This window comes from Nostoc parmelioides FACHB-3921, assembly GCF_014696625.1.
In the GTDB taxonomy this organism is placed as follows: domain Bacteria; phylum Cyanobacteriota; class Cyanobacteriia; order Cyanobacteriales; family Nostocaceae; genus Trichormus; species Trichormus parmelioides.
The window spans coordinates 34,288-59,681 of sequence record NZ_JACJQL010000016.1 but is presented as its reverse complement, the minus strand read 5'-3'; the positions used below and the strand labels follow the sequence as shown (position 1 = coordinate 59,681).

The 25,394-nt window shown below is 40.6% G+C and carries 22 protein-coding genes and 1 pseudogene; 9 read left to right on the top strand and 14 right to left on the bottom strand.

The genetic code is table 11. The annotated features are described in order from the left end of the window. The first annotated feature begins 18 nt into the window (after positions 1–18). From aroB to H6G14_RS13325, 6 genes are all read left to right on the top strand, one after another. On the top strand, positions 19–1,110 hold the full coding sequence (gene aroB / locus H6G14_RS13350; protein ID WP_190567869.1) for a 3-dehydroquinate synthase: 1,092 nt from the start codon (positions 19–21) through the stop codon (positions 1,108–1,110). A gap of 682 nt (positions 1,111–1,792) precedes the next feature. Continuing rightward, on the top strand, positions 1,793–2,551 hold the full coding sequence (locus H6G14_RS13345; RefSeq protein ID WP_190567868.1) for a peptidylprolyl isomerase: 759 nt from the start codon (positions 1,793–1,795) through the stop codon (positions 2,549–2,551). A 1,366-nt stretch (positions 2,552–3,917) separates the two neighbouring features. Continuing rightward, positions 3,918–4,502 carry a helix-turn-helix domain-containing protein gene (locus H6G14_RS13340; protein ID WP_190567867.1) on the top strand — a complete coding sequence of 195 codons (585 nt, stop codon included), beginning with the start codon at positions 3,918–3,920 and terminating at the stop codon, positions 4,500–4,502. Positions 4,503–4,668: 166 nt separating this feature from the next. Next, on the top strand, positions 4,669–7,707 hold the full coding sequence (locus H6G14_RS13335) for an ABC transporter transmembrane domain-containing protein (RefSeq protein ID WP_190567866.1): 3,039 nt from the start codon (positions 4,669–4,671) through the stop codon (positions 7,705–7,707). A gap of 131 nt (positions 7,708–7,838) precedes the next feature. After that, a complete protein-coding gene (locus H6G14_RS13330) occupies positions 7,839–9,377 on the top strand; it encodes a beta-barrel domain-containing protein (RefSeq protein ID WP_190567865.1) in 1,539 nt (512 codons plus the stop codon). Positions 9,378–9,542: 165 nt separating this feature from the next. Beyond that, a complete protein-coding gene (locus H6G14_RS13325; protein WP_190567864.1) occupies positions 9,543–10,319 on the top strand; it encodes a peptidylprolyl isomerase in 777 nt (258 codons plus the stop codon). 369 nt (positions 10,320–10,688) lie between these two features. Here the strand turns inward: H6G14_RS13325 and H6G14_RS13320 are convergent, their stop codons facing one another. The 12 genes from H6G14_RS13320 to H6G14_RS13265 all read right to left on the bottom strand — a co-directional run bounded on the left by H6G14_RS13320 (position 10,689) and on the right by H6G14_RS13265 (position 20,003). Next, on the bottom strand, positions 10,689–10,970 hold the full coding sequence (locus tag H6G14_RS13320; RefSeq protein ID WP_190567863.1) for a HetP family heterocyst commitment protein: 282 nt from the start codon (positions 10,968–10,970) through the stop codon (positions 10,689–10,691). 151 nt (positions 10,971–11,121) lie between these two features. Beyond that, complete coding sequence (locus H6G14_RS13315) at positions 11,122–12,204, bottom strand: T3SS effector HopA1 family protein (RefSeq protein WP_190567862.1); 1,083 nt, start codon at positions 12,202–12,204, stop codon at positions 11,122–11,124. Positions 12,205–12,331: 127 nt separating this feature from the next. Then, positions 12,332–13,504 carry a phosphotransferase family protein gene (locus H6G14_RS13310; RefSeq protein ID WP_190567861.1) on the bottom strand — a complete coding sequence of 391 codons (1,173 nt, stop codon included), beginning with the start codon at positions 13,502–13,504 and terminating at the stop codon, positions 12,332–12,334. A 142-nt stretch (positions 13,505–13,646) separates the two neighbouring features. Continuing rightward, positions 13,647–13,868: a hypothetical protein gene (locus H6G14_RS13305; protein ID WP_190567860.1), complete on the bottom strand. Its 222-nt coding sequence runs from the start codon at positions 13,866–13,868 to the stop codon at positions 13,647–13,649. Between the two features lie 198 nt (positions 13,869–14,066). Beyond that, complete coding sequence (locus H6G14_RS13300; RefSeq protein ID WP_190567859.1) at positions 14,067–14,300, bottom strand: hypothetical protein; 234 nt, start codon at positions 14,298–14,300, stop codon at positions 14,067–14,069. Between the two features lie 109 nt (positions 14,301–14,409). Then, positions 14,410–14,643, bottom strand: coding sequence for a hypothetical protein (locus tag H6G14_RS13295; RefSeq protein WP_190567858.1), 234 nt, complete (start codon positions 14,641–14,643; stop codon positions 14,410–14,412). Positions 14,644–14,752: 109 nt separating this feature from the next. Then, the gene (locus tag H6G14_RS13290; RefSeq protein WP_190567857.1) at positions 14,753–14,989 is read right to left on the bottom strand and encodes a hypothetical protein; all 237 of its coding nucleotides are present in this window, start codon (positions 14,987–14,989) and stop codon (positions 14,753–14,755) included. A gap of 130 nt (positions 14,990–15,119) precedes the next feature. Then, positions 15,120–15,365 carry a hypothetical protein gene (locus H6G14_RS13285; protein ID WP_190567856.1) on the bottom strand — a complete coding sequence of 82 codons (246 nt, stop codon included), beginning with the start codon at positions 15,363–15,365 and terminating at the stop codon, positions 15,120–15,122. A gap of 131 nt (positions 15,366–15,496) precedes the next feature. Continuing rightward, positions 15,497–15,742: a hypothetical protein gene (locus H6G14_RS13280; protein WP_190567855.1), complete on the bottom strand. Its 246-nt coding sequence runs from the start codon at positions 15,740–15,742 to the stop codon at positions 15,497–15,499. 580 nt (positions 15,743–16,322) lie between these two features. After that, positions 16,323–16,580 (bottom strand): hypothetical protein, encoded by a 258-nt coding sequence (locus tag H6G14_RS13275; protein ID WP_190567854.1) that lies wholly within the window; start codon positions 16,578–16,580, stop codon positions 16,323–16,325. A 290-nt stretch (positions 16,581–16,870) separates the two neighbouring features. Further along, the gene (locus tag H6G14_RS13270; RefSeq protein ID WP_190567853.1) at positions 16,871–18,343 is read right to left on the bottom strand and encodes a M16 family metallopeptidase; all 1,473 of its coding nucleotides are present in this window, start codon (positions 18,341–18,343) and stop codon (positions 16,871–16,873) included. A gap of 73 nt (positions 18,344–18,416) precedes the next feature. Next, positions 18,417–20,003, bottom strand: coding sequence for a M16 family metallopeptidase (locus H6G14_RS13265; protein WP_190567852.1), 1,587 nt, complete (start codon positions 20,001–20,003; stop codon positions 18,417–18,419). 150 nt (positions 20,004–20,153) lie between these two features. Here H6G14_RS13265 and H6G14_RS13260 point away from each other — a divergent pair, with 150 nt between their 5' ends. Continuing rightward, positions 20,154–20,768 (top strand): TetR/AcrR family transcriptional regulator, encoded by a 615-nt coding sequence (locus H6G14_RS13260; RefSeq protein WP_190567851.1) that lies wholly within the window; start codon positions 20,154–20,156, stop codon positions 20,766–20,768. On the opposite strand, the gene H6G14_RS13255 is transcribed toward H6G14_RS13260, so the two are convergent. Next, positions 20,765–21,220 carry a DUF4332 domain-containing protein gene (locus tag H6G14_RS13255; protein ID WP_190567850.1) on the bottom strand — a complete coding sequence of 152 codons (456 nt, stop codon included), beginning with the start codon at positions 21,218–21,220 and terminating at the stop codon, positions 20,765–20,767. The two genes, H6G14_RS13260 and H6G14_RS13255, sit on opposite strands and share 4 nt — an antisense overlap. A gap of 546 nt (positions 21,221–21,766) precedes the next feature. On the opposite strand from H6G14_RS13255, the pseudogene H6G14_RS13250 reads away from it, so the two are divergent. Further along, positions 21,767–22,147, top strand: a pseudogene (locus tag H6G14_RS13250) (response regulator transcription factor); the annotation flags it as partial. Between the two features lie 14 nt (positions 22,148–22,161). Here H6G14_RS13250 and shc read toward each other — a convergent pair. After that, on the bottom strand, positions 22,162–24,075 hold the full coding sequence (gene shc, locus H6G14_RS13245) for a squalene--hopene cyclase (protein ID WP_190567848.1): 1,914 nt from the start codon (positions 24,073–24,075) through the stop codon (positions 22,162–22,164). A gap of 115 nt (positions 24,076–24,190) precedes the next feature. Here shc and H6G14_RS13240 point away from each other — a divergent pair, with 115 nt between their 5' ends. Then, positions 24,191–25,390 carry a glycosyltransferase gene (locus tag H6G14_RS13240; RefSeq protein ID WP_190567847.1) on the top strand — a complete coding sequence of 400 codons (1,200 nt, stop codon included), beginning with the start codon at positions 24,191–24,193 and terminating at the stop codon, positions 25,388–25,390. Positions 25,391–25,394 lie beyond the last annotated feature (4 nt).

Genomic DNA, 25,394 nt, shown 5'->3' with positions numbered 1-25,394 from the left:
CTTGTTGGGGTTTGGGTAATGACTTCTGTAATTAATGTGAATCTACCAACGCAGTCTTATGAGATTGCGATCGCACCTGCAAGTTTAGATCAGATTGGTCAAAGCTTGGCTGGGTTAAAACTGGGCAAAAAAGTATTACTGGTTTCTAATCCCACGATTTTTAAGCATTTTGGCAAAATTGCTGTTGATTCCTTAGAAGCTGCTGGATTTCAAGTAGCCAGTTATTGCTTACCAGCCGGGGAACGCTACAAAACCCTTAACTCTATTCAAAAACTCTACGATATAGCCCTAGAAAATCGCCTAGAACGCTCCTCAACGATGGTGGCTTTGGGGGGAGGGGTGATTGGTGATATGACTGGCTTCGCCGCCGCTACTTGGCTACGAGGGATTAATGTGGTGCAAGTCCCTACCACACTATTAGCAATGGTAGATTCGGCTATTGGTGGTAAGACAGGTGTGAATCATCCCCACGGCAAAAACTTGATTGGTGCGTTCCATCAGCCGCGATTTGTGTTAATTGACACTCAAGTGCTAAAAACCTTGCCTGTACGGGAATTGCGGGCGGGAATGGCAGAAGTAATTAAATATGGCGTGATTTGGGATGCAGAATTATTCAACCAGTTGGAACAGAGTAAACGCCTCGACCAATTGCGTTACATCAAACCAGAATTGATGGATGCTATCTTAACTCGTTCATGTCAAGCCAAAGCTGATGTTGTCGGCAAAGATGAGAAAGAAGGTGGACTAAGAGCGATTTTGAATTACGGACACACTGTTGGTCATGCGGTGGAAAGCTTAACTAACTATCGGCTACTCAAACATGGTGAAGCGGTAGGTATCGGCATGGTAGCGGCTGGGCAAATTGCTGTAAATTTAGGACTGTGGCAACAAGCAGATGCAGACCGTCAAAATGCCCTGATTGAAAAAGCGGGTTTACCGACAAAGTTACCAGCCGGATTAGATATTGAAGGGATTATTGAGGCATTGCAATTAGATAAAAAGGTCAAAGATGGTAAAGTACGGTTTGTTTTACCGACTCAAATTGGTGTAGTGACAGTTACTGACGAGGTGACATCAGATCACATTCGGCAAGTTTTACAGAAGATGTAAATTAATTACTAAATTCTGCCAAAATGGCAAATTTTCAGTAGTGGAATCCTATACATTAAATATAGCTACTCAAATAGAGGTCGTTGATTGTATCAATGATTATCTAATTATGAAACCTACAAAACTGAGTGCTATTGCTGAAGCACTTAGTGTTTGGGGAATTGAATAAATCCTACAGCAAGACGGACAAGCTAACTATTACTAACGGTTCTTTTTTCGAGAAAGTTGAGCAAGGATTAAGATTGGTTTGCTGGCACCTACCAATGTTAACTTTAATGCTCTATATCGAGTTCTCATATGGTGGTGAGGACTTTAGTAAACTTTCTATACTGGGGATGGTGTTGCTTGAACCAAACCAAAAGTAGCAAGACAAAAGAATAAAAGTGGTGGTTTGATTGTTGTCGTAGCTGGTAGAACTTATAGTTCTTAACCTTTTAAAATTCAGTAATCCTCGTCCTACCAGATAGGATTACCTCTGCTAGATAAATTTGTAATTTATACAGCAACTCTTAAAACTGCTGGAAGCTAACCCGATTAATTAGCCTCCAGCTTTTTTATGTGTTAAGAAGGGAGAGAGAAGATAACTACTGGCTAATAACTAAGCTATTCTGCTTTTAAGTTGCACAATTCATCGTGAGGACTGTTGACTGTTAACAGCCCTTATTAGTTTCTAATTACATCAATGAGTGATTTAACCAAAGTATTTATTGCACCTGAGGAAATTGTCAACTTCCTCAAAAAAAATATGCAGTTGAAGGAGGTATATCAGAAAATCTTATTTCAACGGTTGATTTTGCAGGTGGCTGAGGCTAGGGGAATCACGGTGACAACAGAAGAAATTGAGGCTGAGGCTAACCGCCAGCGTCGGGAAAAGCGTTTAGAGAAAGCCGCAGATACTCTGGCGTGGTTGACAGATCAGTTGGCTTCCCCTGAGGATTGGGAAATGGGTATCCGCGATCGCTTGTTATCTCAAAAGTTAGCTCATTTCTTATTTGCTGATAAAGTAGAAGCTTTTTTTATTCAAAATCAACTGGAGTTTGAGCAAGTTAGTCTCTATCAAATTATTGTCAATTCGGAAAAACTCGCTCAAGAAATTTACTACCAAATAGAAGATGAAGAAATTAGTTTCTATGAGGCTGCATATTTATATGATATTGACGCTGTTCGCAGACAAAGATGCGGTTATGAAGGCAAAGTTTACCGATTTTCTCTCCCTGTAAATGTAGCCACAGTTATCTTTAGAACATCTCCTAAACAGTTAATAAGTCCCCTGCAAACTGACCAAGGTTATCACTTATTTATGGTGGAGGAATTTATACCTGCTGAATTAACGGGGGAACGATATCAAGAAATTCTCAATAATATGTTTAATCAATGGTTGATTACTGAACTAAATAAGATTTTGAATTCATCCTTGGAAAATCAATTACAAGAATATTGAAAACTCCTCTGGGAAACCAAATATATTTCAGTAAAAGTATAAATCATCAAGCTTTATATTATCTTTTGAAAAATTACCTAATGCCAATTCAAAATATCAAGTACCCTACGGCAAGTTAAGTAGAACAGGGTAAATAATTAAATTTTTGTAGTGATAATGACAAAATTATAACTGATATAATTTATTTGCTTATTTTTTTGTAAAGATATATACGGTTATAATTTTAATTATTTTCCTCGGTATAAAAATAATTGTTTCAGTAGTTATGTTACAGTAAATTTAATAAAATTTACTGTAAAATTACTGCTTAATGAGTGTAAGTATTGCTCACCCTAAGGACATTTTGGAAATCAAATGTGAATCCGATATATTTCCTGCTCAAGGTAGATGTATGTCCGCTTATTATTTTTATAATTATTATCTTGAATTAGAAGAAATCCAATAAAAAATGAAGTTATTAAGTTTAAATTTTTGTCCGCAAAGTAAAAGTAAAACTCATCTAATATTCAAACTTTTATCATAACCAATAAGCAATATTTATTCTTTACATGGTTAATATAAAGATTTGATGAAGTTTTAAGTTTTTCAATGAAAACTATTGACTATATGATGAAAAATTCTTAAAAGAATAACAGTGGTGTAAAAAACTAAATTAAATCACTGTCACTGTTAAGAGAATTTAGTCTTTTAATTAACTCCAGGCACATCAGATTCTACTGCTGAAAACAATTATTGTTAGGTGAATGTAAACAACATTGTTTACACTTATACCTAGCTGCATATGTTTTTTATTCCTATGTATAACAGGCTTTAACCTCTCATTAGTCTCTAAAAAACTAAGTTTAAAGATAGAGAGGCTTACCTCTGAACTAAAATTGCAAAGTTCAGTAACATCCTAAAAATCAGACTTGAGTATTAAACTTTAGAAAATTATCGGCGAGAAAAATACCAGTATTACACCAAGCTTCAGAAAAACGTCCGATTTATTCCAATTAACCAGTGCAAAACTAATTCGTTCTAGGTGTTTTACCAGATAATGCTGTTTATCGGGAGATACGACATATATGCTGATAGCATATTTTGTTAGGTTTGCTGACTACTACTGGATAAGGAATCTTACTGCGCTGCGCGTGTCAGTTGTTAGTTGTGAATCGTTAGAAGCGAGGTGGGAGTATCGATATTACAACTGCTATGGCTACTAGATTCTGAGTACTAAATGTTGATAAATAGCCGCCTTAATCTTCTTAGATAGGGGGGTAGACACTCATCATCGGATACTGATGAGAAATTAATTTTGCAACTAATTTTTTAGTTGTAATACACAAGTTTATCGCAGTTTCACATTAGACAGCAACTGGTAATGATTATGTCACACAGTTTTAATCAAGAAACAGTTTTTGCTATTTATGAAAACCAAGAGAGCAAGTTTTTAACGCCTTTTCAAAGGAAGGCTTTACTCAAACATTTACAAAACAATTTACAGCCAGAATATCGCCGCCGCATTGAAATTATGTTGATGGCTGATGTTGGTAAATCTCAGACTCAAATCTGTGAAATATTGGGTTGTTCCCAAGAAATGGCTCGTTATTGGATTGGTTTAGCCGAAGCTGGTTTAGCTCATAAATGGAATGAACGTCCCATAGGTAGACCGAAGATTGTTAATACTCAATATCTGGAAAGATTAAGAGAGTTAGTAAGTAATAGCCCTCGTGATTATGGGTATGCTTTTACTCACTGGACGGCTCAATGGTTAAGCAAACATTTAGCTTCAGAATTAGGCATTGAAATTAGCGATCGCCACATTAATCGCCTGCTTAAACAAATGGGACTTTCCACTAAACGCAAAGGTTCCCAGCCGAAAGAAACTAATTCTCCGGAGGATGCTGCAATTACAATTGGCGACTTAAAAACCACATCCGAACCTAGTCTTAATTGGTCTTTTAATTCGTAATTAGGGGTACAGGGGTATGAATCAATTCAAAATTCAAAATTCAAAATTCAAAATAAATGTTTTACACCCCTATACCCTCACACCCCTACACCCAGCTTCAACAGAAAATCTGGGTGTATAAGTCCTATTAAATTTTGAATTCCCCCTTGGGGTTGGAGGTGGGGAAATGCCATCAGGGTTTTCCCGGCAATATTTAGCGGAACAACTCACCCATATATTGGGTGAGTCTTTGTCAGAAAGGGAGTTAGAAAAGTGCATCCAAGGTTTAGAAATCATCGAACCACCAATCGCCAAACAATTTTGGCAAGCGGCAACAGCGTCGGCGGGGATTTATATCGTTCTTGGGGGTAAGGTGAGGCTACTAGATAGCGCTCACAACTTAATTACGACCGTCTCGACTGGTGCATCCTTTGGGGAATTAACTCTGTTTCCTGACGCAGACTTTATTCCTTATGTGGCTAGAGCTTCGGTGAACTTGAAATTGGGTTACCTTCCCCAGACGATTTTACAAGATTTGATGGGTGAAAATTCCAGTGTTGGCGATCGCCTGAAAAAACACGCCGAAACTTGGGATTTGTTGGTGTTGTGTTGTCAAAACTCTTTGTTACCGCAAAACCCCTCAGTTGAGGAGATAATCAAAGCCTTAGCTTTATTTGAGCGACATAGTTTAGATATTGGCTCCCTACCATCACAGATATTTCCAGACACCAAGTTGTGGATACTGCGTCGCGGAGAATTGGAAAATAATAACGGACGCACATTCCAACCCGGAACCATCTCCCAATATTCAAAGCAGATCAATTGGCGGGTAACACAATCAGCTATTGTTTACATTCTCAAGCAGGAGAATTGGCAAGTAGCACAGGAATATTGGCCGGAGTTGGGGACTGGGGACTGGGGACTGGGGATTGGGGAAAAGGCTTCTCAGTCGCCTTTACCGAGTCTTCGTCCTACGGTGGTGAGGGAGCCGGAACCACAGCCACAGCCAAAACAACGCCGAGCTTATTTCCCTAGTCCTCGTATTCAGGTTGGTCATTGGTGGGGACGACTGATTAAGCGCTATCCCATATTTGAACAACAAAGTGCGGCTGATTGTGGTGCGTCTTGTTTGGTGATGATTAGTCGCTATTGGGGTAAGCGTTTGAGTGTGAACCGACTGCGGGATTTAACTAATGTTAATCGCAGTGGTGCATCCTTGAAGGGTTTAACCGCCGCAGCTGAAACCATTGGTTTTACTACCCGTCCGGTAAAAGCTAGTTTTGATAAATTGGCACAACAACCCCTACCAGCGATCGCTCATTGGGAGGGTAAACACTATATTGTAGTTTATGAGATTAACAAAAAACAGGTAATTGTCGGTGATCCGGCGATCGGTCAACGTAACCTCAGTATTGGGGAATTTAAAGCGGGTTGGACTGGTTACGCCTTGTTGTTGCAACCGACAACCGACCTCAAAGAAAACGAAGAAGCAAATACATCTTTCTGGCAACTATTTGAGCTAGTCAAACCCCACACACGAGTATTAGTAGAGGTATTCAGCGCTTCGGTATTGATTCAGGTGTTTGGATTAATCACACCCCTATTTACTCAATTGTTGTTAGATAGGGTAATTGTCCAAGGAAGCACCTTAACATTAAATGCAGTAGGTTTGGGGTTGGTGATATTTGGCTTATTCCGTGTTGCACTAAGCGGACTAAGGCAATATTTGTTAGACCATACAGCCAATCGTATCAGCATATCCTTACTGGTAGGTTTTATTAAACATACCTTTCGTTTACCTTTATCGTTTTTTGAGTCGCGCTACGTCGGGGATATTGTTTCTCGCGTCCAAGAAAATCAAAAGATTCAACGCTTTTTAACTGGGGAAGCATTGTCAATCATTTTAGATTTGTTGACAGTGTTTATCTATGTAGCTTTGATGTTTTGGTATAGTTCAGCAATGGCATTGATGAGTTTAGCGATTGTCCCGCCTTTTATGTTATTGGCAATCATCGCTACACCATTTTTACGCCGCATTAGTCGAGAGGTTTTTAGTGCTACAGCTAACGAAAATAGTTATCTAATTCAATCGCTTTCTGGTATTCGCTCAATTCGCTCAATGGCAATTGAACAAACAGTACGTTGGCATTGGGAAGAACTGCTGAATAATGTTATTAGAAAAACCTTCAGTGGGCAGATAATTAGTAACAAATTACAAATTTTTAGTTCTGCCTTAGAAACTCTGATAACTACAATTTTACTATGGTTTGGGGCATGGTTAGTAATTCAAAACCAACTGACCATCGGGCAATTAGTCGCCTTTAATATGTTGTTGGGTAATATTATCCGTCCATTTCAAAGGCTGGTAGTCTTGTGGAATCAATTGCAAGAAGTGGTAATTTCTACAGAACGAATTAATGATGTTTTAGAGGCAGAACCAGAGGAAGATTTACAACACCAACATCGGCAATTTATCAGCAACTTACTTGGTCATATCCGCTTTGAAAACGTGACATTTCGCTATCATCCCGAAAGCGCTCGCAATATTTTAGAAAATCTCAGCTTTGAAATCAAGCCAGAGCAAACCGTGGCTGTAGTAGGGCGCAGTGGTTCCGGCAAAACCACTTTATTTAAGCTGATTTTGGGTCTATACCCTCCGACAGATGGAAAAGTTCTCATTGATGCCCAAGATGTAACTAATATCGCCCTGCGATCGCTCCGTTCACAAATCGGCGTTGTAGACCAAGATACATTCTTATTTGGCGGCACAATCCGCGAAAATATCAGCATTGCTCACCCAGAGGCTTCCTTAGAAGAAATTATTGCCGTTGCTCGTTTAGCAGGGGCGGATGACTTTATTAAACAAATGCCGGCAGGTTATGAAACCCAAATTGGTGAAGGCGGGGGGATGTTGTCTGGTGGACAAAGACAACGTTTAGCGATCGCCCGTGCTTTGTTAGGAAACCCCCGCCTATTGTTGCTAGATGAAGCCACAAGCCATCTCGATTCCGAATCAGAACGCATTATTCAAAACAACCTCAAAACCATCCTCAAAGGGCGCACAAGTGTCATTATTGCTCACCGCCTGTCCACCGTGCGCCACGCAGACTTAATTCTGGTATTAGATCGGGGCTTATTAGTCGAAAGCGGTAATCACGATCAATTAATTGCCAGAAGAGGGCATTATTTTTATCTCAATCAACAGCAGTTGGGGAGTGAGTCATGAGTCATTGGTCAATAGTCAATAGTCCATAGTCATTGGTCAATAGTCCATAGTCCATAGTTATTCTTCTTTGCTCCCCCTGCTCCCCTGCCCCCCTACCCCATATAATCCCACCACATCCCGCCAAATAATTTATGCCAAACCCATCTGTTAATTCATCATCTGTACTTGTGCAACCACAGACGGCTCAGGTGCAACGTGGTCATGATTTAGTTGATTATCAGACACAAGCACTAACGCAGACAAATGATTGGTTTTACGGCACAGAAGAACTACTAGATGCGTTACCACAGCGCTGGACGCGCTCGATGTTGTATTTGCTCATCAGCTTTACAATCGTTGTTTTGCCTTGGGCGATGTTTACTAAGGTTGATGAAACGGGAAGTGCTAGAGGACGTTTGGAACCCCAAGGTGCGACTCAAAAATTAGGTGTTGCTGTTACTAGTAGTGTTAAGGCTGTCAATGTGGCAGAAGGGGCGACTGTCAAGGCGGGACAAGTGCTATTGGAATTAGAGTCTGATGTGTTGCAATCCCAAGTAGAACAAGCCCAAACAAGGTTAGAAGAACTCATCAATCGCCAAGGACAGCAAGAACTACTCAAAAACCAATTGATGTTGACAATTAACATCCAACAGCAGCAAAACCAAGCCCAAGAATTAGAGAAAATGGCGCAAGTGCATCAGGCGCAGCAAAACCTGGATGCTAGACAGAGTACATATAATTTACAGAGATTAGAAAAATTGGCGCTGGTTGAACAGGCTAGGCAAGATATCAATTCTAGTCAATTAGCACAGAAGTTAGGCAATAGTCGTTTGCAAAGAGATATTAAAGAAGTTTTACGTTATCGCCGACTTTTAAGACAAGGTGCGATCGCTCAAATTAAAGTAGTAGAACTAGAAAAGATCGCGGAAGACAGTCAACGTTCCCTATTACAAGCCAATTCTGATTTTACCCAAGCCCAACTACGCCTACAAGAAAAAGAAAGCCATTATCAAACCACTGTCAGCCAAACCTTAGCTGATATTGAACAAGCAAAACTCCGCCTCCAAGAACAGCAAAGCAGCTATCAAAGCCTCGTACAAACAGGTAAGTTAGCCCTGTTAAGAAGTCAGGAACAACTCAAAGACTTACAAAACCAACTAACTACCCTACAATCAGAAATCATCCAAACCAAGAGCCAGATTAACGCCTTCAAGATTCAGATTCAACAACGGGTAGTGCGATCGCCTGTTGATGGTACGATTTTTGATCTACCAATCGATAAACCAGGCCCCGTAGTTGAAGCTGGACAAATAGTAGCTCAAATTGCTCCTAAGAATGCAGCAATCATTCTCAGAAGTTCCATGCCTAGTCAACACAGTGGTTTCTTGAAAGTGGGAATGCCAGTAAAAATTAAATTTGATGCCTATCCTTTCCAAGATTATGGCGTGTTACCAGGACGTGTTAGCTGGATTTCTCCTGACTCAAAAATTCAAACTACTAGCCAGGGCAATGTAGAAGTTTATGAAATGGATATTACTTTAGATCATCCCTATATTCAAGCTGGTAATAAACGTATTACCTTAACCCCTGGACAATCAGCTACTGCCGAAGTTATTATCCGCCAGCGTCGAGTCATTGACTTTATCTTAGACCCATTCAAGAAGCTACAAAAAAGTGGGTTAGAACTTTAAGAAAAAAGGCATAAGTTAATACCAAAAACCCCTCATCGGCACAGTGAGAGGTTTTGATAATTACTCCCCTTCCCTTGTAGGGAAGGGGCTGGGGGTAGGTCTGTAAATCAATAAACGGTATAAAAAAATAATTATTTTTGAGCTAATAGTGGAGTAAATATCAACATGGAAAAGGTTTTAAAACTATCTATTGAAGACATTATCACTCATCTTAAAGTCTCTTTTCAACTGCCTAGTATATTAGAAGCGATCGCTACCCAGAGAATTATTGCTGAGACTGCGGAACAAATAGGCATTGAATTAAGTGTAGAAGAACTACAACAATCTGCTGATAGTATGCGTTTTGCTAACCGCTTGCTAAAAGCAGATGATACTTGGGCTTGGTTAGAAAAGCACTATCTAACTATAGATGATTTTGAAGAAGTAGCCAAATTAAACTTATTACATATGAAATTGGCTGAACATCTATTTGCTGACAAAGTTGAACCTTTTTTTTATGCTCATAAAATTGATTATACTGGAGCTGCAACCTATGAAGTAATTCTAGATGATGAAGACTTAGCCTTAGAGTTATTTTATGCTTTGCAAGAAGGTGAAATTAGTTTCCAAGAAATAGCCCGTCAATATATTCAAAATCCAGAAACCCGCAGGGCGGGAGGTTATCAAGGGATTCGCTATCGTTCGGAGTTTCGCCCAGAAATAGCCGCAGCCGTCTTTGCCGCTACGCCTCCCCAGGTTCTCAAACCAATAATTACACCCAAAGGTGTACATATAATTGCAGTGGAGGAAATCATTACACCAGAATTAGATGAATCGCGCCGGATTCAAATACTTAAAGATTTCTTTACCCATTGGTTACAGCAACAAATTACTAATTTAGAAATTGTCGCTGAACTTTCTCAAAATGGTAACTCTTCTTCTGAATTACCAAGACCAGCTTAATGTTGATGTGAAAGGGAGTAGGGAGTAGGGATTGGGGAGTAGGGAAACTAAGCCGCCCACGTTCGCGTAGCGTCTCGCAGAGAGGGGCGGGGTTTTAACCTACCTTGCAATACAAGGATTTTATCGCCCACAATTCCACTCGGCTTTAAACCTTTTTCGGGGCTAATTTCTTCCCCTACTCCCTACTCCCGCCCCGAAGGGGCAGTAAATTTTTCCAAGTCAGTTACTATTTAGGTAATGGGTAATCGGTAATTGCTTTTTTGATTATGCTTTTGGTGGGCATTGCCCACCCTATGTTTCATTAAATATGTATAATAATAAAATTGGATTTCTATATGAAATTTGGGTATAAAATTACTAAAACAGAATTTAATCTAATTCCATGAATTTTGTTTTAATAGCTACAAAATTTACGCCTACATTATGAAGTTTACGACTTTTAATCTTATCGGGAATACTATTATTTTTAACCAACCGAATATAAGTCCGATAGGGAATATATGTCAGAGGATTATGACCGACAGTGTGGAGCATTAAAACACAAGCCCAAGAATACTTACCAGTAGCTATGGCCTGGAGAATAGCCTCCCATTCTTCGGTGAGAATTGTACAGTTGCAAAGTGGATTATGGGGGGAAGATTCTTGAGTCATCGGCCTAAATTATAAACGTGAATTTAAATGTTGAGAAAAAGCCCTTTTGCCCGCCGGAATAGCTCCCAATAACTGTGAGGTTATCAACAGTCAAACTTTACACAGATATCAATACATCTTTAACTTTCATCACTCAGATGAAGCTCAATAACTACAAAGGTGTATAGATATCTTCAGAATAAGCATTGAGGTAGGGACGCTGCAATTCAATGTTGAGTGAAGAGAAGTGTTGTAAAATTGCAGTCATTCTACCTGCTGGCGTATCATTACCTTGCTGCCAAGCTTCCAGCAAACCGTTAGCAATGATTTGACAACGGTGCGTACCAAAACTTTCTTGTTCGGCAAATCTGTGGTTGGGTTCTTCAGCGATCGCTAACCCTGGTGCGATAGGCTTAGTAAATAAGGGTACTTGTGCCTGAAAATGCGTTTGATTTTCTGCATATATCGTCTTTAGCACAGGGTAAACCTTGTCATAGTCATTTTTATCAAAATACAGCACTGCCGAGTCATGGCGAACATAATCAGAAGGGTTGTATAGTGCTTTAAACGTGAAGGCAATAGGTATAGCGTTGAGGTGTGTAGTCAAGGCATCCATGACTGCAACTGCACCATCTGGGGTTAAGTTGAAATAAACACGTACCAAAGTTTGATATTGTTGCGTTGCACCTGCATTAGCCACCGCCATATAAAATCCGTTTTGGACGAGATTTTTCGGCAATTGGATAGCAGCAGCGTTACCCATAGTTTGAGTTCGCAAACCATCCGGCGGAACGTGGAGAGTCAAACCATCCCGATTAACAGCCAAAGTCCCGTCTAATTCTTCCCGGAGAACTTGCCAACCATAACTCCAGTAACCTGTACCTCTATTATTTTCATGCAGGCGATCGTAAAAAGCCAGGTCTACACCTAAAAATGTGTTATTTTCTAGATTTTTGTTGACGGCTAAATTAGATATTTCTGCATCCGAGGCCAGAACACTTTTCAAAGAGCCATTGTAATAGATGCCATAGAGAAAACTACGCAGTTGTTGACTCAAATACTTATTTTGTAAATCTAAAGATAATTTTTGAAAACGAGAGACTGAAGACTCAGGTAATTCTAAGGGTTTATAGTTGGGATGCTTAATGCAATACTGAGACTGAATTTCAATATTATGAATCATGTCTTGCAAAGATATCTGCAATGACTCCGGAATATCTGACAATTGAACCGATAGAGAATTTAATATTTGCATAGAAGTTTGTTAGTAAATGATATTGAGTAGGATAGGAAGGGATGAGGAAGATGAAGGAGATGAGGCGGATGTCACTTTAGCTTTCCCATCTCCTCCTAGCACCCACTCCCCACTCCTCACTCCCTAATTAAGCATGAGACAAACTTACAGAAGAAAGGTCTGATAACTGGACACCAAAAATCGTTTGCACAGATGCTTCTGGACGACACAACAAACTTTTGGCGACTTGCAGCATACAAATACCCACGTTACCGAAGGTTTTTTCGTACTGGAGTTGAGCTTGGATAGCGGTAACGAGTGCTAAACCGCAAAATTGCATGACCCGTTGTAGGAAGTCGGGATGATGTTCTAATATTTCTGGGAAATGAGTAAGATAAGCCGTCACCAACTCTCTTATTGAAGGTTGGAGAAGGTACAAAGGAGTAGCAGCTAAACGTAAGGACTCCTCAATGGCAATTGATTTACCCGTCACCAAGCTATATAACCAGATTTGCAAGTAGCTGGCGATGAGTGTTCCTAAATCGTTAGCAGGGTCTCCCCAGTTACCACGTTCCCAGTCAATGAAGCGCACCATATTTTCATCACCAATATCTTCCCAATTGAGGGAGACGAGGATATTGTTTAACTTCAAGTCATTATGTGTGAGACAGCAGGGAGTAAAACTGTTGATTAATTGTGCGATCGCCTGCCCCAAACTATCGTAACGTTGATATAAGGCAAAAAATCTGAGACCATCAGCAGGAACCTTACCAAATATTTCTGGAGTTAGTCTATCTAATCCTCGATTTAGATGAGGTGTTCTTGGGTTAGATTGACTCTCACCAGGATTTTGAAAGAAGTGCTGATATTCTTCACAGTTAAATGAGGTGCGATGAATCAATGCCAAAGTAGTCCCCACTGCATTAGCAAGCTGGGTGGGAAATAAATTTAAATTTTCCTTAACGTAAAAATCCATCAAATCTCGATAATTATCAAGATAGTTGAAAATAATAATAGAATTCTCCCAATTAAAGTATATTGCTTCTGATAAATAGGAACGTATGTGGTTAAGTTCGGGAAATCTACTCACAAAATCATGAATACGCCATTCCAGAACAAACTCACCAGTCGTCTTTCCTTCTAAGTTATGACGTTCTTGTTTAACTAGTAGTTTTCTTTCTTGTGGTAAAGTAATTAATAAATTAAAATTCTTTGCTGGTTTCAGTTCAACTTTGCTCGACGCTCCTTCCTCAAGAGTACACAAGTTTAAAGAAATCAAGTAATCACATACATTTTGGGAGTTGAGGATAAATGGTGGCATATATTTAAGATGAGTTACAACATTTATATCTAAATATTTGTAGGGTGGGTGTCGCCCAAAGCACTTGCTCCAAGGCTACAAATCCTTAAGTCTGCAATGGCTTTCCTCTATATATTTAAAAAATCTAATACTAGCTCTATATCTATTTATGACTATTGCCAATATATGAATTAACTATTTTTAAAATGGTAGCAATAGCAAATGATATTGTGATAAACCGAAATATTTGCTCTGCTAAGATAAATATTTGATTATATGAATAATCACCACCGCCGTATATTAATCCAGATTCTTCATAATTTAGGTCGGTTAGAAAATTTTCTGAATCATGAGAATGTAATTCAGAAACAATTATTTTCGCCATTTTAGAAATATGCAAAAATTTGACATTGATTAAATACACTCTATATTAGATAATTTTCTCAGTCTAAGAAAAAACCAAAAAATAGTTTACTTTTATTCACAGAAAAAGACTATAATTTGATGGAATTTATAAGCGATTAAACATGATATTGCTTAATCGCTCATGCCATAATCTTAACAAAGCTATTGATTTGAGTTTTTATGCAGCAGAACTGAAAGAACGAGCCAAGTGTCCAATAGCATCAATACCATAGGTGATGACACCAAACTCAAATCCCTTCACGGCTAAGTCTAAAACTCCATTTGTGGTATTGGAATAATTACCACCATGAACCGAGTTATCAAGATTGTTCAACTCATTGAGGAAGCTTTCAGAATCTTGGAACAATTCTGCACCAGTAGCTTGTAATTCTCTCACAGAAATAAACGCCATGATGGACTCCTAAAACTAGTTTGGTTTTGAGTAGAAAGTGCAGGCGATTAAGAAATATAGAACTTAATCGCTCACGCCACAATTGCAAGAAATCTGTTTATCTTAGTATTTATGCAGCAGAACTGAAGGACTTAGCTAGGTGTCCAATAGCATCAATACCATAGGTGATGACACCAAACTCAAATCCCTTCACGGCTAAGTCTAAAACTCCATTTGTGGTATTGGAATAATTACCACCATGAACCGAGTTATCAAGATTGTTCAACTCATTGAGGAAGCTTTCAGAATCTTGGAACAATTCTGCACCAGTAGCTTGTAATTCTCTCACAGAAATAAACGCCATGATGGACTCCTAAAACTAGTTTGGTTTTGAGTAGAAAGTGCAGGCGATTAAGAAATATAGAACTTAATCGCTCACGCCACAATTGCAAGAAATCTGTTTATCTTAGTATTTATGCAGCAGAACTGAAAGACTTAGCTAGGTGTCCAATAGCATCAATACCATAGGTGATGACACCAAATTCAAATCCCTTTTGAGCTAAGTCTAGAACTCCATTTGTGGTATTAGAATATTCACCACCACCATGAACAGAGTTATCAAGACTGTTCAATTCGTTGAGGAAGCTTTCAGAATCTTGAAACAATTCTGCACCAGTAGCTTGTAATTCTTTAACAGCAATAAACGCCATGATGGACTCCTGAAATGATTTTAGTTTTTAATAGAAAGTGGAGGCGATTAAGAAGTTCAAAACTTAATCGCTCATGCCACAATTGCAACAGAGCTATTTAGCTCAGCTTCAACCAGTCAGCAATTGAAGTTTAGTAACCGTAACCAGCGTCACTGTAGGACTTAGCTAGGTGTCCAATAGCATCGATACCATAGGTGATGACACCAAACTCAAATCCCTTTTGAGCTAAGTCTAGAACTCCATTTGTGGTATTAGAATATTCACCACCACCATGAACAGAGTTATCAAGACTGTTCAATTCGTTGAGGAAGCTTTCAGAATCTTGAAACAATTCTGCACCAGTAGCTTGTAATTCTTTAACAGCAATAAACGCCATGATGGACTCCTGAAATGATTTTAGTTTTTAATAGAAAGTGGAGGCGATTAAGAAGTTCAAAACTTAATCGCTCATGCCACAATTGCAACAGAGCTATTTAGCTCAGTCTTCAACCAGTCAGCAATTGAAGTTTAGTAACCGTAACCAGCGTCACTGTAGGACTTAGCTAGGTGTCCAATGGCATCGATACCATAGGTGATGACACCAAACTCAAATCCCTTCACGGCTAAGTCTAGAACTCCATTTGTGGTATTAGAATAGTCACCACCACCATGAACAGAGTTATCAAGACTGTTCAATTCGTTGAGAAAGCTTTCAGAATCTTGGAATAATTCTGCACCAGTAGCTTGTAATTCTTTAACAGCAATAAACGCCATGATTGACTCCTGAACAATGTTTGTTTTTAGCGAATTCCGTCAACGATTAAGTTGGTTTTTCTTAACCGTTGACTCAATTTTTATTTATTTTTTTTAGAAAAATCAAGCTTAAAACCTTAATCAGCAAGACATAAATGAGTTCTATATGTCTATTTTTGATTTTTACATTGCCTAAAATTTAAGCCGGCTAATTTTGATAATTTCCGACACAATATTTTATGAAAAATACGGTAGTATTATTTAATATTTCAACTTACTTAGCCACGCTATTACTGCATTTATAAACTGACAAAAGCAACAGATAACTAACACTAATTTTAAAAAAGAACGCGGCAGATATAGCTGTTGACGGTTGATCGATTTGAAAGCCTTGTATTGTCAGGGTTTTATCTGAACTGGATGTCCCAATCTATCTGGCTGGGGCTATAATACTCCAAAACCATTATTCTGTATTGCTTCCTTAATTTTGAATTTTGAATTGGTATAATACCCACTCGCACAATAAAAAATCGTGTATTTTGATAAAAACTAATATCAAAATACACGACATCTTAAATATTAGGTTGTAATTAACGAACAATCATGAATTAATACCAAGCTGTTTTCGCAGGTCTTGAATTTGTAATTCTAGTGAATCCATCCATCGATCAAGAGTTCCGTTAGTATCATTCAATGTGGGTGTTGTTGACTCTTCTGACGGTTCAGCAACTTGATTTCTTCTACCGCCATATCTTCTTTCCAAGCCTGCATACACAGACTTCAGTTCCCAATTAGTGAGGTCTTTCAATGATTTTCCCTCATCGTCGGGTGAAAGATCAGAAATTGTTATTTTTACCATTTGCTTGCCTCTTTGAATACGATTATATCGGTTAGCTCGTTACAGGGATTTTCCCTAATCAGAAAGATGGGAAGTCCTGCCTTATATTTTGATTTGTCCTTGAAGAAAATCAATATTTACGGACTAGATTTTCAGACATAATTAAAGTATTTGTGTCTATAAAACCTGATTTCATATAACAGTGAAGCTGCTTTGTCCTCATCAAAATAATAATCCCAGTTTCTCTAGAGAAACTGGGATTATTATCCATTTATTAAGCTAATGCGCGTCTAAATAGCTGATCTCAACTCTTAATTCTGCGCTTGTTGTGGTGGGCTAGGAATTGTCACATCAATTGGTGTGACTTGGGAGGCTAGTTGAGTTAATGGTGGTTGAATAGCGCTTTGATTACCCACTACCAAAGTCACTAGATTATCTGGTTTGAGGTATTGCTTGGCTACCCGTTGCACATCAGCTATGGTGGTTGCGGCTACGGCTTTTTGATAACGGAAGAGAAAATCAGCCGGATAGCCGTAATATTCATAGCGCATCAACCGGGATAAGGTTTGGCTGGGGTCTTGGAAGTTAAATACAAAAGAATTAAGGGTAGACTCTTTAGCACGGGTTAGTTCTTCTGCTGTTACGGGTTGGGCTTGGATGCGTTTAATTTCCGCTTGTAAGGCTTTGACAAACTGCACAGTCGCATCAGAACGGGTTTGTCCGCCAGCCATGAACATCCCAGGATAGTCAAAGCGGGGACTCCAGTAACCATATACAGAATAGGCTAAACCTTGACGCGATCGCACCTCATTAAATAAACGCCCACCAAAACCATTTAACACACCATTCAACACGTCCAAAGCGGCGTAGTCGGGATTATCAAACTTACCTCCCAAATGACCAACTAAAATACTACTTTGGGTCAGTTGGGGTTGATTGACGAAAAACACACCGCCTGTGTTTGCTGGGGAAACTGCTGGTAAAGTTGGTTTAGTAAATTTCGGGTTACGCGCCCAGTTACCCAACTTGGCTTGAATGAGCGATCGCATTTTTTTACTATCAAAATCTCCCACAATGCCCAAAATCATATTATTGGGGTGGAAATACTTTTGGTGGAACTGTACCAAATCTTCACGAGCGATCGCATTCACAGTAGCATATTCTGTAATCCGACCATAGGGGCTATCCTTGCCATAAATTAGCTTGCGAAATTCCCGATTAGCAATATCATCCGGGTCATCATTGCGGCGAGCGATACCACCTTTAGCTTGCGTCTTTGCCAAATCTAGTTTAGCTTGAGCAAACACTGGCGATCGCAGCACCTCAGCAAATAGCCCAAACACAGTTTCCACATCTTCACTCAGCGCCTCAAAACTAGCACTACCCGCCGCTTCACCAATATTCACTTCTACCGATGCGGCGCGTTGTTCTAATATTTCATTCAAGTCATCAGGTGAATGCTGCTTAGTTCCACCAGTCCGCATCACGCCACCTGTAGAACCAGCCAATCCCACTTTATCTGCTGGTTCCCAACGACTTCCAGTCCGAACTAGGGCTGTACCCCCAATTAAAGGTAGTTCCCTATCTTCCATAAGATAGACAACCAAGCCGTTCTGCAACACAAACCGTTCATACTTGGGTAACTTCACCTCCGGTAAGGGCGCAAACTGCAACTCTGTGTAGTGCTTGGCTGCTGCTGTCGCCGTTAGTGAAAAGTTAAAAGTCACAGCTAAAAAGGCAAAAACAGCTACCAATGCCATAATAAATTTTTTGCCTTTCCCCATTGTGAATTTTCTCTTAAATTGTTTACGCCTGTACATATCTGTTGCTGATCTCCTCATATTTGCGGTGTATTACTCATGCTTTTTTCGATAACAACTTGCCAATTGTGCGATTTTCCGGCGTAAACGTTGCTTTTGCTACTCGTTGAATATCCGCAGGAGTCACAGCTACAATGTCATCTAATTGTTTAAACAAATTGCGCCAAGAGCCTGTTTTTACCTCATATTCCAAAAGTTGCTGCGCCATCCCCATATTGGAATCTAAGCTACGTAATAAACCAGCCCTGGCTTGAGTTTTCACCCGTTCCAATTCCACCGCAGATACAGGTTCAGTCTTCAACTTGTCAATTTCTTTACTCAAAGAAACTGCTACCTCATCAACTGTATGACCAGGAGCCGTGAGAGCATAGAACAGCATCAAGTTGGGGTATTTATCACCAGGAAAACCACTAAAACCTTGAGCGTTTAATGCTACACGTTCTGTTTCCACTAAAGACTTATATAGTCTTGATGTGCGCCCATTACTTAACAAGCTGGCGATAATATCATATGCCGCATTATCTGGATGAGTCATTGCGGGACGATGATAACCTTCTAAATACCAAGGTTGAGAAGCGAGTTCTAAAGTAACTTCTCTTGTTTGTGTTTGTTTGGGTTCTGTGGCAATTTTTGACTGTGGTTTAGGTGCTGCTTTATAGCGTCCAAAGTAAGTTTGTGCCAAGCGTTTGACTTCAGCTACCTCCACATCCCCAACAACAGCAATAGTCAGATTACTGGGTACGTAATAAGTGTCAAAAAATGTTTGTACATCTTCTGGCGTTAGGTTACGAATATCTTGGTCATAACCAATCACCGGTCGTCTGTAAGGATGAACTTTATAAGCAGCATCAATGAACTTTTCCACCATTAAACCAATAGGTGAATTTTCCACCCGCATCCGCCGCTCTTCTAAAATCACATCTTTTTCTTTATAAAACTCCCGGCGAATCACAGGGTCAAGAAATCGATCAGACTCCAATGACATCCACAGCTCTAACTTATTGGACGGGAAACTGTAGAAATAACGTGTCGCTTCCGTCGAGGTATTGGCGTTTAAACCTACACCCCCAGATTGTTCGACAATTTGCCCCAGTTCATTTTGTTTGACTAATTTACCAGCTTGTGATTCTACTTCCTTAAAAGTCGCTTGCAGCCTAACAACATCATCTTGCTTGCCATTAGCTTTCGCTGCTCGAATTTGCGTGTCTAACTGCTCCAACCGCTCAAGTAGAGGTTTTTCGGCCTGATAATCTTGCGTACCAATGCGTGTAGTGCCTTTGAACGCCAAATGCTCAAGAAAGTGAGCGACACCAGTTTTACCATCTGGTTCATCCACACCTCCAACATCCGCATAGGTGAGAAAGGAAACCACTGGCGCTTGATGGCGTTCTAAGACAATAAACTTCATGCCATTATCCAGCCGGAACTCCGTCAAATCCTTAATTACCCGGTCTAGATAGGGTTGAATTGAAGTGGGAACCTTTGCAGTTGGTGTTTTGCTTGGTTGTAAAGCAGGAGGCGTTTGTGCCAAAGCTATTTCTGGTGTCCATCCCCACCATAGAACGACTGTTGCCATCAAGATAGCCAACAGCCGACGCGATATTGAACGACTAAGTTGATTCATAAGCAACAAGTAAATAAATATCCACTACCTAAGCAACAGGTTAATCGAGAATTGCAGCGTTAATCTTGTATTAAGCTTTCTGTGCTTTTTGTACCTGACGTTAGACAATAATGCTACAAGTAGTGTTCCGGAGATTTTACAATAACTATTATGCGAGTTTTTAATTCTCCCCCGCCTTCAGAGGCACAGACACGCACCAAAATTTTACAGGCAGCGCTAAAGTTATTTGCCTCCCAAGGCTTTGATGGCACCACCACCCGCGATTTAGCACAAGCCGCAGGTGTAGCCGAAGGTACTTTGTTTAGGCATTTCCCTAACAAAAAAGCGATTTTGGTAGAAGTAGCAACTGCTGGCTGGGTGGACATTCTCACAGATTTGCTGACAGAATTGAGCGAAATGGGTAGCTATAAGGCTGTTGCTCAGGTGATGCGCCGCCGGATGTGGAATTTGCAAAAAAACGCCGATTTAATGCGGGTTTGCTTTATGGAAGTGCAGTTTCACCCAGACTTGCGCGATCGCATTCAAATAGAAGTCATCGAGAAAATGACCAATGTCGCCGAAGCCTTCTTCCAAACTGCTATGGATAAAGGCATTTACCGCAAAACCGATGCTAATCTAGTCGCCAAAGTTTTCCTGGGAATGTTTGCGATCGCTGGCTTCTCCAACAATACTCTCATGCAGCCAGACGCTTCCCCCCAACAAATGCAGCAAATGGCAGAAGGCCTAGCTGATATCTTCCTAAATGGGGTGCTGGTAAAAGATTAGGAAATCATGTTGACTGTTGACTGTTGACTGTTGACCATATTCGCCTGTTGACTCCACTGCTGGACTAATTCAATCGCTGGACACAAATCTCGACGCTGCAAGGTTGCGACTTGTAAGCGTAAAATCTGCTTGTGCAATCTGTGAGTGGGAATCTGGGCTAATTGTGCCACAGAACCAACGCCTGCATGAAGTAATAAACCACAATATTGTGTTCCTACACTAGGAATCCTGGCTAAATCTGCTAAGGCTATCCATTTATTGACATATTGCAGATGAACTTGTAACTTACTCGCCAAAGCCAGCCTGGACTCTAAAGTTTTACCCTGTTTGACAAGCCCTGCTGTAGTTTGAATGCCACAATTTTGCAGTCGAGATTGTTCTTCTTGACTTAATCCAGGTAACCGCTCAATCGGCCAGTCACAACTTAACATAGTTGTCTTTTTACTAGACATGGAAAATAAGACATAGGTTTATTGATCTATTTTGACGCGTAAATTAAGGGTATAGGGGTATGGGGTAGCTCTATCAAGGTGACGAATAGCTGGGTAATTGGCTGCACAAGTGCGTTTAAGTTCTTTTCTCAAACTCCCTCGTCCTCCCAAGAAGAAAAAAGCTCCTCCTGTGTATGATCCTCGTCATCCACACGTCTCAACTGCCAAGTTCCTAGCTCAGGCCAAAAAGTCACATTGACAGGGCTAAGATGAGAGGCTAGAGATAAGATGTTGTACTCATCACACAAGAAACTGCTCAACACCCTACTACCGCTAACAGTATTTATTACTGTGCAAACTTACGGTTGTTACTTAAGCAAAAGTATAATAAGCTAGCCTAGAACTAATTAGATGCCCATATTATTGGTGTCATTATTGGCTGTTACAGCATATTAGCCATAACAAGACTATATGCGACGACCTACGGTCGGTCGAAGACCATCGCCTAAATGCCTACAGTATTGGTATCTCACAATTGTTACCTTACCTTTTTACTTTTGCTCGATCATGACGCACATCTTACTGGTTGAAGATGAAGTCAAACTAGCACGATTTCTGGAATTGGAACTAAACTATCAAGGGTATCAGGTTAGTGTCGCCTACGATGGCTTAACTGCAATGATTGCAGCCCGGCAATTGCAGCTAGATTTGATAATTTTAGATTGGAAAATCCCTGGTTTATCGGCGTGGGAAATTTGCCACCGCTTGGGGAATAGTGCCAAAAATATACCCATAATATTGTTAACGGCTAAAGATGAAGTCACCGCTCGCATTGCTGGTTTAGATGCTAGTACTGCCGATTATGTGGTCAAACCCTTTAATATTGAGGAATTATTAGCTAAAGTCTGCACTCATTTACGGAAAACGCAACAAGCAGATGCAGCTGATAAATAGGGAGGCAGTTAAAGAGGGTTAATTGCTTGATAACGACCAAGGGCAATTAAAGGAAAGTACTGTTGATAGTAGTGATACTTCAAATAAAAGTGACAGGGGAAGCCTGTTCCGGTAAAGTATGCCTCAAACCAACTGCCGTCTGGTTGTTGAGTGGATACCAGATGATGAATTCCCCGTTCAATGGCATCATGAGCAAAATTACCAGTAGCTTCACCAGCTGCTATCAACCCAATTAACGCCCAGGCTGTTTGGGATGGTGTACTGTCACCTTGACCTTTCAGGCTGGGGTCGTTGTAGCTAAAGCAAGTTTCACCCCAACCGCCATCAGGGTTTTGACACCCCACTAACCAAGTAGCACCCTGTTGAATATGGCGTTGATAATTTTGCGGATTGATTAAAGTCAAGGCACAGAGAACGCCACTAGTTCCATAAATGTAATTTACGCCCCAACGTCCAAACCAACAGCCTTCTTTTTCTTGTTCATTTAATAGATAAGTCAGCGCCCGTTCCAAGTCGTGGGAATCAATAGATAAATTACAAGCGCCCAACATTTCGATTACCCTGGCGGTAACATCTGCTGTGTTGGGGTCAATCATGGCTTTTAAGTCGCCGTAGGGTACGGAATTGAGCCAATCTTGGTCATTATCAATATCAAAAGCTGCCCAACCGCCTGGTTTGCATTGCATTGATGCTACCCATTGGAGAGCGCGATCGCACGCCTTCTGCTTTAATTGTTCATGAGGGAGTTTAGCCGCGTGGAGTGCCATAACGACAACAGCCGTATCATCCACATCTGGGTAAAAGCGATTCTCAAACTCAAACGCCCAAGCCCCTGGCTTACCTTGGCGATTTTTGACATTCCAATCACCATAGTCAAGAATTTGCTTTTGTAATAACCATTCTCCCGCCTTGACTATAGCCGGATGGTCTGGTGCTATACCAGAGTCAATCAACGCCCGGATAACCCAGGCTGTATCCCACACAGGTGACACACAAGGCTGGACTCGATAACAATCTGCTGTTTCGATAGCAAAGTTATCAATGGCTTGCAAACCCCGTTCTACAATTGGGTCGTTGGTGTCATAACCCAAAGCGCGCAAAGCCAGCATAGAATTTAACATGGCGGGAATAATTCCCCCCCAGTCGCCTGTGGCTTCTTGGCGTTCTATAATCCATTTTTCGGCGGCTTTAATACCTTCTTCTCGAAAGGGAATAAAATTGAAACTTTCCGCCAGCTTGAAGCCTTCATCTAAAGTGAGAAATAAATCAGTCCAGTCACCACTGCGGGGTAATTCATAGCGGACATTCTCCACGCCTTCCGCGTATAACTCATCGAGGGTAATAGTTGGATTGACTTGATAGACAGGTTTTTGGTCAAAAACAATCAACAGTGGGACAGTGCTGGAACGCGCCCAACTGGACATCTCATAAATATTCACAGGGAACTGATTGGGTAACAGCATCACCCAAGCTGGGAGGGAAGGAAGACCACGCCAGTTGTAACAGCCGATGAGTGCGAGGTGAAACTTGGTAAAAATACGGGTTTTGCTGATACCACCACGCTGGAGAATAAAATCTCGCGCCTGAATCATGGCGGGGTCAGTTGCAGGTACCCCAAGCAACTTCAGCGCCATGTACGCCTCAACCGATGTACTGAGTTCGCCCCCATCCCCATAAAATAATTCCCAACCGCCATGCTGCTTTTGTTGCGATCGCAGGTAAGCTTCTACTTTATGTAGAGGTAGAGTTTTATCTGTTCCCCAAATTTTGTGCAGTAAAACAACCTCAGCCGTAATGGTGACGTTCGATTCCAACTCCGCCCACCAGTAACCAGCCGGATTTTGTAGTGATAGCAGATATTTTTGACTAGCTGCGATCGCCTCTGCAATAGAATTGACTTGTACCCTGTCTTGTGTTCGCATCAAATACTACAAAAAATTTTTACCACACTCAGCAAATATTGTATTGTGTTTGAGGCTAATCAATTCAAAATTCAAAAATAATTAGTCCCCATAGTATTGAAGCGGTAACAAACAGATGGGTGCGTTCTTTTTAGGGTTAATATTGTTATCTTTGGTTATTTGGTTGGGATTATTAGTTTTTTGGGGGCAGTTTTGGCGGTTAGACCAGAGATTAGAAGGAGAGGAGATTCCCTTAGCATCTTTACCAAAAATTTGTGCGGTTATCCCTGCACGTAACGAAGCTGAGTTAATACCGATGAGCTTGCGATCGCTGCTTCTTCAAGATTATCCTGGAGACTTCCACATCTTTTTAGTTGATGACCAAAGTACAGATGGTACAGCCGCTTTTGCAGAAGGGGTAGCCCACGCTGTAGACAAAGCCCAACAATTACACATTGTTCCTGGCGAATCCTTACCCCCCGGTTGGTCTGGTAAACTCTGGGCAGTTGAACAAGGCATTCAACAAGCCAAGACATTTGCACCAGATTATTTTTTCCTCACCGACGCAGACATTGAACATGATGTCAGCAACTTGCGGCGATTAGTCGCCAAAGCCCTACAAGAAGATTTAAACCTAGCATCTGTAATGGTAAAACTCAGGTGTGACAGCTTTTGGGAAAAATTTCTAATTCCCGCCTTTGTCTTTTTCTTTCAAAAACTCTACCCCTTTCGCTGGGTAAATAACCCCAAAAACAAAATGGCTGCTGCTGCTGGCGGGTCTATCTTAATTCGTCGAGAAGCCCTTGAACAAATTGGTGGTATTCAAGTCATTCGCCAAGCCTTAATTGATGATTGCACCCTCGCCCAAGCCATCAAATCTGGGGGACAAGGAAGACAAGGAGACAAATTAAACAACGCTACTTCCAGAAAAATCTGGCTAGGCCTAAGTTCATCAACGCGCAGTCTACGACCATATGAATCTTTGCAAACAATTTGGGATATGGTGGCGCGGACTGCATACACTCAGTTAAATTATTCCCCCTGGTTACTTTTGGGAACTGTTGTAGGGATGACGCTAATTTATTTGCTTCCACCTATAGCTACTATTATCGGTGTATTGATAGGAGATGGGAGAATTGCCCTGACAGGGTTAGCCGTCTGGTTTTTGATGTCCCTGGCTTACTTACCTACGATTCGCTTTTATAAACGTCCTGCCTTATTAGCCTTTAGTTTACCAGCGATCGCCTTTCTCTATACCCTCATGACCATTGACTCTGCATTCCGTCATTGGCAAGGGCGCGGTGGTGCATGGAAAGGTAGAGTATACCCAGGCTAGTAGT